The 12,004-nt window shown below is 73.4% G+C and carries 11 protein-coding genes; all 11 read right to left on the bottom strand.

All coding sequences use genetic code 11. The features are described from left to right. Window positions 1–720 carry a phage baseplate assembly protein V gene (locus I4J89_RS15485; protein ID WP_196414649.1) on the bottom strand — a complete coding sequence of 240 codons (720 nt, stop codon included), beginning with the start codon at window positions 718–720 and terminating at the stop codon, window positions 1–3. After that, entirely contained in the window at window positions 717–1,940 is a 1,224-nt protein-coding gene (locus I4J89_RS15480; RefSeq protein WP_196414648.1) for a phage late control D family protein, read from the bottom strand. Before I4J89_RS15480 ends, I4J89_RS15485 begins: the two co-directional genes overlap by 4 nt. Before the next feature lie 6 nt (window positions 1,941–1,946). After that, complete coding sequence (locus I4J89_RS15475) at window positions 1,947–2,615, bottom strand: CIS tube protein (RefSeq protein ID WP_196414647.1); 669 nt, start codon at window positions 2,613–2,615, stop codon at window positions 1,947–1,949. Further along, window positions 2,612–2,797, bottom strand: coding sequence for a putative phage tail protein (locus I4J89_RS15470; protein WP_196414646.1), 186 nt, complete (start codon window positions 2,795–2,797; stop codon window positions 2,612–2,614). Before I4J89_RS15470 ends, I4J89_RS15475 begins: the two co-directional genes overlap by 4 nt. A gap of 11 nt (window positions 2,798–2,808) precedes the next feature. Continuing rightward, window positions 2,809–3,324 (bottom strand): phage tail protein, encoded by a 516-nt coding sequence (locus I4J89_RS15465; protein WP_309238331.1) that lies wholly within the window; start codon window positions 3,322–3,324, stop codon window positions 2,809–2,811. Then, on the bottom strand, window positions 3,321–4,943 hold the full coding sequence (locus tag I4J89_RS15460; protein WP_196414645.1) for a phage tail sheath subtilisin-like domain-containing protein: 1,623 nt from the start codon (window positions 4,941–4,943) through the stop codon (window positions 3,321–3,323). Before I4J89_RS15460 ends, I4J89_RS15465 begins: the two co-directional genes overlap by 4 nt. A gap of 10 nt (window positions 4,944–4,953) precedes the next feature. Further along, window positions 4,954–5,409, bottom strand: a complete 456-nt coding sequence (locus I4J89_RS15455; protein WP_196414644.1) for a phage tail protein — start codon at window positions 5,407–5,409, stop codon at window positions 4,954–4,956. A gap of 13 nt (window positions 5,410–5,422) precedes the next feature. Continuing rightward, window positions 5,423–7,711 (bottom strand): phage tail sheath family protein, encoded by a 2,289-nt coding sequence (locus I4J89_RS15450; protein ID WP_196414643.1) that lies wholly within the window; start codon window positions 7,709–7,711, stop codon window positions 5,423–5,425. A gap of 12 nt (window positions 7,712–7,723) precedes the next feature. Continuing rightward, window positions 7,724–8,446, bottom strand: a complete 723-nt coding sequence (locus I4J89_RS15445) for a carboxypeptidase-like regulatory domain-containing protein (protein WP_196414642.1) — start codon at window positions 8,444–8,446, stop codon at window positions 7,724–7,726. Continuing rightward, the gene (locus I4J89_RS15440; RefSeq protein WP_196414641.1) at window positions 8,443–9,057 is read right to left on the bottom strand and encodes a Pvc16 family protein; all 615 of its coding nucleotides are present in this window, start codon (window positions 9,055–9,057) and stop codon (window positions 8,443–8,445) included. The genes I4J89_RS15445 and I4J89_RS15440 overlap by 4 nt, the downstream gene beginning before the upstream one ends. A 113-nt stretch (window positions 9,058–9,170) precedes the next feature. Beyond that, window positions 9,171–11,948: a helix-turn-helix transcriptional regulator gene (locus I4J89_RS15435; protein WP_196414640.1), complete on the bottom strand. Its 2,778-nt coding sequence runs from the start codon at window positions 11,946–11,948 to the stop codon at window positions 9,171–9,173. Between the last annotated feature and the right edge of the window lie 56 nt (window positions 11,949–12,004).

Here is a 12,004-nt window from a genome sequence, read left to right as displayed (position 1 = left end):
TCATCCGGTCCTCACCTTCGTCGAGTTCACCGTCGGCAGCATCGGCGTGACCGGTGGCGACGTCGGGCCGACCGCCGAGCCGTGGGTGTGCGTGTTGAACGTGGTGAGCAGCGAGTCGCCGAACGGCACCGGGTGGGTGGCGCCCTCGCCGACCGTCACGCTCGGCGCGTCGATCGCGACCTGCGGCGCCTTGAGCGTCACGCCCTGCTTGGACTCGATCGTGATCCGTTCGTCCGCGGTGACCGAGACGCTCGCCCCGGCGGCCGCCTTGATCCGGATCGCCTTGCCCTTGTCGTCGAGCTCGACGACGTGCCCGGCGGCCGAGGTGACCCGGACGGCGGCCTGCGACTGCTGGTCGTCGAGGAGTACCTGGTGTCCGTGCTTGGTGCGGATCAGCTTCTGGTCGCGGCCGTCCGTACGGGCGGTCGGCGGCTTGTCGACGCCGTTGTAGAGGCCGCCGAGGACGATCGGGAAGCGCAGGTCGCCGTGGACGAACGCGACGAGCACCTCGTCGCCCTTCTCCGGCACGAAGGTGAACCCGTAGCCGCCGCCGGCGTACGGCTGGACGACCGGGACCCAGTCGGTGATCGTGCCCGGGTCGAACCAGGGCAGACTCAGCTTGACCCGGCACTCGTCGTCGCCCTCGATCTCCTCGACGATCGCCGAGGCGACGCCGAAGAAGCGCTGGTCGGTGCTGCGCGAGCGGGGAACGGTGCTCATGACCGGTCACCCGACCAGACCCGCCGGCCGGCGAACTCGGTGAAGAAGCCGCTGCTGCTCAAGGAGTGCTCCACTCGCCGTACGAAATAGGAACCGGAGAAGCGGGCGCCCACCCCGAAGATCTCCACGTTGTCGCCGGGGCGCAGCTCCGGGAGGCCGGCCACCCGGCCGGTCGCGGTGATGAACTCGTAGGCGCGCTCGCGCAGCAGGCTGATCGCCAGCTGTCGCGCCTCCTCGTCGGTGGCGACCGGCGCGTCGATCACCACGTCCTGGCGGCTCTCCAGGCTCTCCTGCGCGGCGCCCGGGCCGGTCTCGCCGTTGCGGCCGTCCAGCCCGCCGGGCAGGTCCTTGAGCTCCGCCCGGTAGCTGATCGGCTTCTTGGTGCGCGGGTTCCAGCCCCGCACGGTCAGCTTGCCGACCTGTTTGGACAGCGTGATCGCCGGCGTGAAGCTGATCAGGTTGGGGACCAGCCCGGCCGGCTGGCTCACCACGCCCAGCGCCGGCGGGCCGGTGCGGCCGCGCTCGCGCCGCGCGCCGGCGGAGAGGCCGGGACCGTAGCCGAACTGGAAGACCCGGACCGGGGCGGCGTCCCGGCCGTCCGACGGCCGGTCGAAGTGCAGCACGTCCGGGTCGCCGAAGTCGTCGCCCGGCAGCACGTACAGGTTGAAGTCGATCCGCTTGGCGCGCTCCATCAGGAACTCCACGTCGTCCTGGTTCTTCTGGACCACCAGCTCGTGCTTGGGGCCGTCGCGGGTGGGTGAGAACGCGAAGCCGTGCCGGCGCGCCACCTTCTCGGCGATCTGCCAGTCGGTCATCTGCGGGTAGAAGACCGGGTCGGACTCGGTGGGCTTGTTGTCGCGGAGCTTGTTCAGGTAGTCGACGCCGCTGATCGCGATGGTCGGCGAGGCCCCGTCCGGGAACGACGGGTTCATCGTGTTGACCATGCCGGTGAAGACGAGGAGCTCGGTCTCGGCGTACCCCATCTTGATCTCGATCTTGCCGCCGATCGGGAAGGTGTCGCTGTGCTTGAAGGTGAGGGCCTTGTCGTCCCAGTTGTTCAAGGTCAGGTCGAAGCCGGACATCTCCTCCAGTTCGCGGCGCACCTTGAGGTCGATGACGTCGCCCTTGGTCTCCGGGTCCGCGTCCACACCGGCGATCCGGACGGTGAAGGCCGGCGCGTACCGGTCGGCCGGGGCGATCTCGCGAATGCTCGGTGCCATCCGCGCTCACCTCAGCCTGGGCACCGTGAGCAGGCGGCCGGGCCGCAGGTCACGAGGGTCGTCGATGCCGTTGGCGCGGGCCAGCACCCGCCACGCGCCGGGGTCCCGGTAGAGCTTGGCGGCGATGCCGGCGAGGGTGTCACCACGGCGTACCGGGTAGCTCTTCGCCTCGGTCGACGAGGACCGGGGCGGGTCCATGACCTGGCGCTTGACCTCGCGGTATTCCTTCAGGCCGAGGTCCAGCTTGGCGCGCAGCGGCACGCCGTCCGGCCGGAAGAGCTGGTACGTCACGTCCAGCTTCTCCAGCACACCGAGGAAGACGGTCGGCCCCCAGACGAAGCGCACGATCGGCGGGGCGTGCTCGCGGTCGTCCGGCGTCATCAGCGCCCGCAGCCGCTGCACGTAGACCACCCGTACGTCCAGCAGGGTGTCCGAGGTGTCGACGAGCGCCTCCAGGGTGAGCGTCTCGCTGCCGCCGCGCACGTACTGGATCGGCGGCGTCTCCAGGCCCGGGATGCCGATCTCGGAGAAGGTGTTGGACTTGCTGATCTTGAAGTCGGTGGGGTTGAACCGCAGGGGGATCAGGCTGGTCACGAAGTCGGCCGCCCGCGGCCGGACGATCTGCAGGTGTGCGCGCGCCAGCATCTGCCCGGCGGCCGGAACCGGGGCGGTCATCGCCGGGCCTGCCGGTCGCCGATGGCGCGCTCCTGGTCGGTGCGGGCCCGGCGCTCGCACTCCCGGGCGTAGGCCCGGCTCCACGCGTTGATGTGCCGCTCGAAGAGCCGGGCGAAGACCGCGTCGTCGTCCCCCTCCACCTGGAAGTGGACCTCCATCATGTGGATCGTCACCGAAGCCATCCCTGCTCCTCTCAGGTCCGCAGCACCGCGTCGAGGCCGGCCTGGCTCAGCCCCTCGTGGGCGATCTCCAGCTGCTCGACAGCCACCGCGTTCTGTTCCGCGTTCAGGTCCGGGCCGGTCCACTTCGCGGCCAGGCCGGCGCGGAAGGACCATGCGGCGGCGGGCTGCCCGTCGGCGCCGAGCAGCACCACGGCGCCGTCCCGGCGGGCGCCGAGCGAGTCGCCGAGCCCGGCCACGTACCAGGACCAGAGGCCGGGGCCGCGGGCCACGCCGCGCTTGAGGGTGAGTCGGTTCCAGCTGTAGCGCAGGGGCAGCTGGTGCACCGATTCGTTGTGGCCGCCCTCGGCGTACGACACCACCTCGAGCTGGCCGCCGAGCCCGGTGACCTCCTGGAAGGCGCCCGCCGCGAGCAGCGGCAGCAGGGCCGCCTGGGCCGGCGGCAGGTACGCGTCCCCGGGGTCGAGAGTCACCAGGAACCGGTGCTTGGCGAGCGGGTCGGGGCGTACCACGTCGATCGGGGCGGTCACTGCTCGATCACCTCCAGCGCGCGGTCCTGGCCGAGCACCAGCCGGATGTCGATGAACTCCATCGGGTTCGCCGGCGCCACCCCGATGTCGCAGACCACCGTGGCCGGATCGGCGTCCGGCGGGTTGTTGCGCTCGTCGCAGACCACGGCGAACGCCTCCTCGGGACGGTTACCGGCGAGCGCGCCCGAGCGGTACGCGGCCAGCAGCACCGAGGTGATCCCGCGGACCAGGGCGAACCGCAGTTCCGGGCCGTTCACCTCGAAGATCAGCGGCTCGGCGACCCGCCGGGCGGCGCGGACCAGCAGGTGCACGAGCCGCCGGTGCGCGATGAACCGGACGCCCGGCACGGCGTCGTCCGGAACCGTGCCGTCCGGATCGCCGCCGGCCGGCGGCCGGACCGCCAGGGTGCGGCCGCCCCAGACGAGCGGACCCCGTCCGGCCGGTGCCCGCAGCAGATTCACGCCGGCGCCGAAGAGCAGCGCCTCCTGCTCCTCCGGGTGAACCACGGCCAGATCCACGACCTCGAGCAGAGCCGCGTTCGCCGGGGTGTGGTGCGCGCCCCGCTCGGCGTCGAGCCGGGCGATCAGCCCGGTCACGTGTCCGCTGGCCGGCACCGAGCGCAGCCCGCCGAGCGGATCGGCCGGATCCGGCACCCGGACCTCGGGGTGGTAGACGGCGGCCGAGCGCCGCAGGTCGCGCTCGCCGGCGCTGGTAAGCCCGGCCAGCCAGGCGCGGATCCCGTCGGCGGAGGCCGGTTCCCCGGCGGTGACGTCGAGGACGGCGAGCCGGTCGTTCAGCGGCGCGATCTCGGCGAGCAGGTCGCGGACCAGCGTGCGGCGCTGCTCCGCACCGGTGAAGTGGGCGCCCAGGTCCGGTATCGCGACCAGGGCCGGCTCGGGCAGCGCGGACTGCACGGCGAAGGCCTCGCGGTAGGCGGGCTCGGCCGGCACCGGGTCGGCCCCCGCCGTCTCCCGGGTGGCGCCGAGCGTGAGGTCCCACCGCCGGGTCAGCGGGCCGGTCTGCCGCTGCCCGGGCGACTCCGAGCCCGGTGCGGGCACGAGCCGGATCAGCCGGGAGGCGGTGAGCCGCTCCACCACGTCGGCGGGCGGTACCTCGGCGAACGTCTCGGCGGGCTCGCCCGGCGTGAGCACCCGCAGGCTCACCACCGGCGGGCCGGCCACGCTGCTGGCCCGGAAGGTGATCGACACCCGCGTCTGGTTGGCCCAGGCGCCGGGGCTGGTCGCCTCGATCCGGTACGCGCTGTGCCGGAAGCCGCCCCGGGCCGGCGTGTCCGCGGGCCACTCGCCGTCCGCTCCCCGGGCCGCCACGGTCCAGGTCGCCGACGCCGTGGCCGCGCCCGCCCCGCCGATCCGGATCAGCCAGGCGGTCCGGCCGCCGTTGGCGAAGAAGCCGCGGACCGCGTACGGCGTACGGTGCCGCCCGTCGATCGACCCGAAGAGCTGCTGCGCCTCGGTCCAGCTGCGCACCCGGCAGGCGGTGCCGACCGGGCCCCGCCGGAAGCCGCCCAGCAGCGCCGCCACGTCGGTGCGCGCCGGGTCCGGCTCGGGCTCCGGCGTCGTCACCGACACCCGCAGGCCGGGAAGCAGCTCGGTGGTCATCGGCCGTCCCCTAGACCGCGATGGCGAGACGCTCGACGGCCAGGACCAGGGTCTCGAAGGCGATCTCGTTCTTGCCGGCCCCGAGTGACGGTCCGGTGTACTTGGTCGGCCAGGCGCGGTCGAAGTTCCACCGCATGACCTCCTGACGGTTCTCGTCGAGCAGGATCACCGACCCGGCGGTACGCCGGACCTTGCCGTTGAGCGCCTCGACGATCCAGTTCCAGAACGCGACGTCGCCGGTGATGCCGCGCTTCAGCGTGATGTTGGTGAACTTCTTCAGGCCGGGGACCTTGCGGACGGTGATGTCCTCGGCGCCGGTCCGGTACTCGATCGGCGCCACCTCGATCTCGAGCCCGGACACCTCGTTGAAGGCGCCACCGACGGCGACACCGTCGTCGCTCACGTTGGTGACGATGACCTGGAAGTTGTAGACGGCGTACGGATCGGCACGGAACACGGGCGGCATCTGCGGGCTCCCCTCACACGGGCTGGGTCTCGCGGGTCTTCTGCTGGATGCGGAAGATGACGAACTCGGCCGGGAAGACCGGCGCCACACCGATCACGCAGATCAGGCGGCCGTTCTGCAGATCGTCCTCGGTCATCGTGGTGCGGTCGCAGGCCACGAAGTACGCCTCGTCCGGGGTGGTCCCGGCCAGCGCCCCGGAGCGCCACACGGTGCCCAGGAAGTTCTCCACGGTCTGCTTGACCAGCGCCCAGAGGGCTTCGGCGTTCGGCTCGAACACCACCCACTGGGTGCCCTCCTCGATCGACTCCTCCAGGAAGATGAAGAGCCGGCGTACGTTGACGTACCGCCACGCGCTGTCCGAGGAGAGGGTGCGGGCGCCCCACACCCGGTTGCCCATCCCGGGGAAGTAGCGCAACGCGTTGATCCCCTTCGGGTTGAGCAGGTCCTGGTGCCGCCGGGTCAGGTCGGCGGCGAGGCCGTCGCGCAGGTTGATGCCACGGACGACGGCGTTCGCGGGCGCCTTGTGCACACCGCGCTCCACATCGGTGCGTGCGTAGATCCCGGCCATGTGCCCGGACGGCGGCAGGTCGGTCGGCAGCCCGGTCACCGGGTGATTGAGCACCACCCACGGGTAGTAGAGGGCCGCGTACTTGGTGCTGTAGGGCGCCCGGAAGTCCTGGATCTGGTCGATGGTCAGGCCGTTGCGCGGGTCCAGGATGGCGAACCGGTCCTTCAGGTCCTCGCAGTGGCCGATCAGGGCCTGCTGCACGGTCTGCGACCAGACGCCGGGGACCGCGCAGATCGCCACCTCGTCGATGTCCTCCAGCGCCACGATCCCGGTACGGCGTCCGCTGCCGCCGTCCACCCCGACGAAGTCGCCCGGTTTCAGCCCTCCGTAGTTGTCGTCGCCGCCGCTCGCCAGCGGCGTCCACGCCCGCTCCCCGCCGGCGAACCACGGCCGGGACGTGAAGAGGTCGCCGACCCCGGTTGCCCGGACCAGCTGCGAGCGGGCGGAGACGGCCGCGGCCACCGCGTCCGGGTCGCCGTCGCTGGCCGCCAGCCAGTGCAGGCCGCCGATCGTCTCCTCGGTGACCTCGCCGCCCTCGTCGGTGAACCGGACCGCGGTCTCGGCCTCGATCAGGTACACCCGGTCGTTCTCGAAGTACCGGCCGGTCAGGGCCGAGTCCAGGGTCACCAGGTCGTCGACCGGTGCCTCCTTCACCGTCCGGATGACCAGCGCGCCGGTCGCGGCGTCGTCGAACTGCAGCAGCGCGTTCCGGTACAGCTGGGCGGCGCCGCCCAGCCGGATCCGGTCGGTGTCGGCGGCGTTGGCCTGCCGGATCCGCTGCACCACGGTCGCCCCGCCGGTCCAGCCCGGCTTCTCCGGCCTGGCCGGGTCCAGGTCGAGCGTGACGTCGGTGCCGACGTCGGCCCCGAGGGTGGCCAGGTACCGGCGGCCGTCGATCAGGACCCAGAGCGGGTCGGGGACCGGATCGCCCAGATCGGCCCGGGGCACCAGGACCGGGTCGTCCTTGGTCTTGACGTCCTCGGAGAGCTGGGTGATGAAGATGCCGCCCTGGCCGGGGTCGGGCAGCACGGGAAGCTGGGCGGCGGCCACCGGGCGCAGCCGGACCTGGACCTGCTTCCCCCAGCTGCCCCGGCTGCTCGCGGTGAAGGTGATGCTGTCCGGCCGGGGATTCTGCGGCACCACGGCGAGGTGGTCGCCACGCGCCGCCCGCACGCCCTTGGTCAGGGGCGCCTTCAGCCGCACGGTGCTCTGCGGGCCGATGACGTAGGAGTCCACGTCGGCCTGCTCCAGCTCCTCGCCGGTGTCGCCCCGGCGGATCGAGACCTGCTGGTCCTTGCCCGCGAAGCCGAGCAGGTGCCGCACCTCGATGTCCTGCTCACCGACGGCGGCGTCCTTGGTGATCTCGCTGGTCAGGCCGCTCTTGAGGGTGGCCGTGGCCGGCGTGGCGCCTAGGCTGAACACCCGCTTGACGAAGAGCCGCTGTCCACCGTTCTCGAAGAAGCCGCGCACCGCGAGGGGGAACTTCCACCACTGGCCGCCTTCGCCGGCGCTGTTGGTCCAGCGGCTGCGCACCGTGGCGACCGGGTCGGGCAGCAGGCCGCCGAAGGTCCGCTGGAACTCGAGGTAGCTGGTGACCAGGCGGGGCTTGCCGTCCTCCGGCCCGCGCCGGGTGACCCCGACCATGCCGGCGGTGCTGGTGCTGACGCCCGCGATCGGGCGCGGTCCGGCGTCGATCTCCTCGATGAACACGCCGGGGCTCAGATACTCGGGCATTCCGCTGCTCCTCTAATCGCCGATCTGGATCACGTAGGTGGTGGGCTCGGCCGGGTGTTCCGGGTCCCAGCGGACCTCGACCGTCCCGGAGCGGCCCAGCGCCCGGTACGCCCCGACGGTGAAGGTCTCGGGCTGCGGACGCGGCGAGTCGGGCTCCTCGACCGTGCCCCGCCAGCGCAGCGACAGCCGGAACTCGCCGTTCGCGTCGGTGAGGGTGCGTTCGGCCCAGTCGCCGTAGTCGGCGACCTTCGGGGTACGCGCGACGACCAGCGCGCCGGGGATGCCGGCCCCGTCCGGCAGCCGGACGACGCCGCGGATCACCCGGGTCCCCGGCGGGTACGCGAACGTCACCCCCGGCACGAGACGCAGGATGTCCGGACCCTCCCCGGGAGCCGGCCGGGTCCGATCGTCGTAGTGCGGGACGACGAACTCGCGCGCGTCGTCGGTGGCGTCGAAGTTCGTCTCGTACTCCGGCCGGTCCCGCGGGTAGAGCGCCCGCCGGCCGGGCGCCTCGACCCGGATGCGGTACATGGTGTCCGGCGCCGTCCACGGCCGGCGGCGCCGGCCCAGGCCCGGGTAGGTGAGCACCCGGCCCAGGGTGATCAATGGCCGGCTCTCGTCCGGTACCCACTCGTCGCCCGCCCAGCGGTCCAGGGTCACCCCGATCGGTCCGGTGTAGCGCTCCCGGTGGAACTCGTCCCAGAGCACGAACCATCCGCCGCTGACCGAGATCATCGCCGGCTCCCGATCCGCTGGGCGTCGGTGGCGCGGGACGTCACGGCCGGCGCCGCGGGCCGGTCCAGTGCGTCCAGGTTGACCACCCGGACCTCGTAGTTCAGGGAGAGCCGGTACGGCTTCTGCAGGGCGAACCAGACGTACGACTTCTGGTCCAGGGTCAGCGGGGTGAGTGTCAGGTGCAGAGCGTCGGTGCTGCCGGCCAGGCTTCCCGGCGGACTGCCGGTGAGCTGGGCACCGTCGATGATGGCGTCGTTGTAGAGCGCCTCGAGGGCCCGGCCGAGCATCCGCTGCTGAGTGGGCTGGTCGCCGCCCCAGGCGGTGATCAGGTAGCGCAGCACCAGGGCCATCGGCGGCTTGCGGACCGTCACCGGACCGTTCGTGGTGGCCGGTTCCACGCGGATGGTCCCCCGGTTGCGCGAGGCCGCGTCCTCGGCGATCTCGTAGAGGAAGAGGGTGAGCTTCGGCGGGCTGTTCGCCACGGTCCCGGAGAGGTCGTCGAGGATGGCCCGTGGTCGCTCGACGCCGCCGACGTCGAGGTCGCGGACCGCCTCGTCGAGCACCGCGACGAGGATCTCGGAGACCTCGGCGATGACGTTGTGATCGCCCACCGGCCCTCCTCCCGCCCGCCCACGCCCGACGGACGAAAGCTAGGCCGGCAGGAGCCCGGGAAGCGCCGATGAGAACCCCGGTGGGCACCCTGGATCACGACGGGCCGGGGATTTCACCGGTCCCGGCCGACGATGTGGGCCAGCTCGGCCCGGGACCGCAGGCCGAGCTTGCGGTAGATGCTGCGCAGGTGGAACTCGACCGTCTTGGGGCTGAGGAAGAGCTCCTTGGCCGTCTCCCGGTTGGTGGCGCCCCGCCCCACGAGATCGGCGACCCGCAACTCCTGAGTGGTCAGGCCCGCGACCCGCCACCGTGGCGGCGAAGCGGAGGAGGAAGAGGAAGGGGAAGGGTAAGTCGGAGCGGCAGTCGTGCCGGGCTCGCGGGACAGCGCCTGCCGCGCCCGATCCGCCCACGGACGCGCCGCCAGCCGGACGAACGTGTCGCGAGCCTGCCGCAACGCCCGCTCCGCCTCCGCCGCACACCCCTGGGAGGCCAGGGTTTCCCCTAGGAGCAGCCGGGCCCGGGCCGCCTCGAACGGCTCCCCGCTGCCCGCCGCGGCCCGGAACAGCTCGGTGGCCCGCTCCGGGTTCACCAGCCCCTCGCAGCGGTTGAGCACCGCCCGCAACGGCACCGACCCCATCCCCCGCGCCGCCACCCCGGCGATCGCACCGCGGGCCTCCTCCGAGCGGCCGGACCGGACCGCCGCCTCGGTCAGATCGCCCACCCACGGGATCCGCCCGAAGTCCGGCGACCCACGGACCTCGGCCAGCCGCGCGGCGCCTTCCAGCCGGGCGTACGCCGCCTCGTCCTCACCCAGGCTGAGCGCGAGCAGCCCCTCGGTCGCCTCCGCCGGCACCACCAGGCTGCCCAGCCGCAGGCCGGTCGCGAGCCGGCGGATCCGGCCGAGCTGCTCCCGGCACTCCTCGCCGTGGCCCCGGGCCGCGGCGAGCCGCGCCTGGCAGAGCCGGGCCGCCGCCTCGTACGCGCCCTGGCCCGTCCGCCCCGCCCGCCGCACCGCCTCCGCCGCCTCGGCCTGGGCGTCATCCCAGGAACCGGTGCGCGCGTGCAGCTCCGCCTGGACTGCCAGCAGCCCGGCCAGCAGGCCGTCGATCTCGCGCCGGCGCGCCTCGAAGACCAGCTCCTCCAGGATCGGGGTGACGATCGCGAGCTCGCCGAGGCGCAGCAGCAGGACCGGGTACCAGAGCCAGAGGTCGCCGCGCCAGCCGACCGGGAGCGCGCCGTCGGAGGTGAGCGTCTCGATCCCGGACCGGCAGCCGGACCAGAGCTCGCGGGCGATCACCAGCTCGCCGGTGGCCGCCACCGCCGCGGCCCGCCGGCCGGTGAGCACCTCCGCCGGCGGCCCGGCCGGCGAGCGGCGCAGGCCCGCGGCCTGCGAGACCGCAGCGAGGGCGCCTCCCGGATCGCCGGCGAGCGCCTCGGCGTCGGCGGTCGCGAGCAGCATGACGGCCGCCCGGTCCGGGTCGAGCGCGCGGACCCGGACCGCCTCCCGGCGCAGCGTGCGACGGGCCGGTTCGGGGCCGGTGCGGACCCGTTCGCCCCGGGCCAGCAGGGCCTGCGTCTCGGCCCGGACGCGGACGTCGTCGCTGCGGTGCGCGACCTCGTCGCCGATCCGGGCGGCACGCTCCGGGTACCCCGCGAGCTGCCAGCACTCGGCGGCCAGCATGCTGCGCCGGGCCCGCGCCGCGGCGTCGCCGGTCAGCTCGGCGGCGCACTCCAGCAGCCGCGCGGCCTGGCTCATGGCATGTGCCGCGTACGGCTGGGCAGCCGCCCGTTCCAGCTCGCCGGCGACGCCCTCGTCCAGGCCCAGCGTGGCGACGCCGAGGTGCCGGGCCCGCCGGGCGCCCGTGGTGACGGCGGCGAAGGCGGCGTGCACCCGGCGCCGGTACGGCAGCTCCCCCAGCTGATACGCGGCGCAGCGGACGAGCGGATCGGTGAAGGTCACCTCGTTGCCGTGGCAGCGCAGCACGCCCGCCGCCTCGGCCGCCTCCAGGGCCTCCGCGGGCAGGTCCAGCTCGGTGAGCACGGCCCGGATCGCCTGAAGTCCGGCGTCCCCGGCCGCGGCCACGACCACCAGCGCCGCCCAGTGCTCCGCGGTGAGCTCGGCGGCCCGGCGCCGTACCGCCTCCAGCACTCGTGGGCCGACCGGCAGCGGGTCGGGCAGCGGCACCGCCCCGCCGAGTTCCTCCGCGCCGAGCACCGCCGGGGCTTCCACCAGGGCGAGGGGCAGGCCGCCGCAGACGCGCAGCAGCCGCCGCAGCATCGGTGCGGAGAGCTGGGTCCCGGCCGTCGCCCGCAGCAGCGCCTCAGCCTCGTCGTCGTCGAGCGGGTCGAGCCGGTGCTGTTCCAGGTGGTCGCCGTCGGCGCCGCCGTCCATCGTGGCGATCACGCCGACACCGGCGCCGGTGGCACGGCGGGCCACGAACAGCACCGCGCGCCGGGAGACCTGGTCGAGCAGGTGCAGGTCGTCGACGAGCAGCAGGCCGGTGCCCCGGTCGGCGGCGGTGAGCAGGCTCAGCGTGCCGGCGGCCACCGCGTACGGGTCGGAGTCGGGAGGCGGGCCGGAGCCGAGGCCGGCCGCGAGCGCGGCGCACTGGTGCTCCGGGATGCTCGGCAGCAGGTGCCGTACCGGGGCGAGCAGCGCGTGCAGCCCGGCGAACGGAAGGTCGCTCTCGGCCTCCGCGCCGTGCACCACGAGCACGTCGGTGGCGCCGGCGCGATCAGCCGCGTAGTTGAGCAGGGCGCTCTTGCCGATCCCCGGGCCGCCGGTGAAGAGCAGGCTCCCGCCGGCACCGGCCCGGAGGCCGGCCAGCAGCTCGTCGATTTTCCGGCATTCCGGGTCCCGGCCATAGAGAACCGTCGCTCCGGTCAGCATGGAACGAATGGTATGCACCGGTCCGCTTCGGTTCTGTCGTTGATCGGGCTCTTCAC

Source organism: Actinoplanes aureus, assembly GCF_015704865.1.
Taxonomy (GTDB): Bacteria; Actinomycetota; Actinomycetes; order Mycobacteriales; family Micromonosporaceae; genus Actinoplanes; species Actinoplanes aureus.
The sequence above is the reverse complement of the archived record's forward strand: the minus strand, read 5'-3'. Positions and strand labels throughout refer to the sequence as shown.

What these genes read in the sequence shown, in the direction of transcription:
- I4J89_RS15485 (WP_196414649.1), bottom strand. Translation starts at nt 720, where the DNA reads ATGAGCACCGTTCCCCGCTCGCGCAGCACCGACCAGCGCTTCTTCGGC.
- I4J89_RS15480 (WP_196414648.1), bottom strand. Translation starts at nt 1,940, where the DNA reads ATGGCACCGAGCATTCGCGAGATCGCCCCGGCCGACCGGTACGCGCCG.
- I4J89_RS15475 (WP_196414647.1), bottom strand. Translation starts at nt 2,615, where the DNA reads ATGACCGCCCCGGTTCCGGCCGCCGGGCAGATGCTGGCGCGCGCACAC.
- I4J89_RS15470 (WP_196414646.1), bottom strand. Translation starts at nt 2,797, where the DNA reads ATGGCTTCGGTGACGATCCACATGATGGAGGTCCACTTCCAGGTGGAG.
- I4J89_RS15460 (WP_196414645.1), bottom strand. Translation starts at nt 4,943, where the DNA reads ATGACCACCGAGCTGCTTCCCGGCCTGCGGGTGTCGGTGACGACGCCG.
- I4J89_RS15455 (WP_196414644.1), bottom strand. Translation starts at nt 5,409, where the DNA reads ATGCCGCCCGTGTTCCGTGCCGATCCGTACGCCGTCTACAACTTCCAG.
- I4J89_RS15450 (WP_196414643.1), bottom strand. Translation starts at nt 7,711, where the DNA reads ATGCCCGAGTATCTGAGCCCCGGCGTGTTCATCGAGGAGATCGACGCC.
- I4J89_RS15445 (WP_196414642.1), bottom strand. Translation starts at nt 8,446, where the DNA reads ATGATCTCGGTCAGCGGCGGATGGTTCGTGCTCTGGGACGAGTTCCAC.
- I4J89_RS15435 (WP_196414640.1), bottom strand. Translation starts at nt 11,948, where the DNA reads ATGCTGACCGGAGCGACGGTTCTCTATGGCCGGGACCCGGAATGCCGG.